The sequence below is a fragment of the Chryseobacterium sp. BGARF1 genome (assembly GCF_001677955.1).
Lineage (GTDB): Bacteria > Bacteroidota > Bacteroidia > Flavobacteriales > Weeksellaceae > Chryseobacterium.
In genome coordinates this window covers 1-288 of the sequence record NZ_LELA01000219.1, presented here as the reverse complement: position 1 = coordinate 288, position 288 = coordinate 1, and the positions used below count along the sequence as shown (strand labels likewise).

Annotated in this window: 1 pseudogene; it reads left to right on the top strand. The window is 28.5% G+C overall.

Annotated elements, in window-relative coordinates:
- Positions 1 to 106: 106 nt before the first annotated feature.
- Positions 107 to 288: pseudogene (locus AB671_RS22880) on the top strand (cyclic nucleotide-binding domain-containing protein); the annotation flags it as partial.

Below are 288 nucleotides of genomic sequence, written 5' to 3'. Positions count from 1 at the left end.
TCACAAAAGTAGGAGCTTTAAAAGGAAGAAGAAATGATGCACATCGTTCATAAACTTGATTTAAGTCAAATTTATATCATCGCAAAATTGCTTAATTTAGTAGACCATGATTTCAAAGTTTATTTTTAATAATCAATATCTTTTTGAGGATCTTCCCCAATATGATAAAGAGACCCTTCAAAAGGTAATGCAGGTTAAAAATTACCGTAAAAATGAAGCCATATTTACTGAGGGAACCATTCCTAACGGTATATTTTTTTTAAAAAATGGTAAGGTTAAAAAGTATAA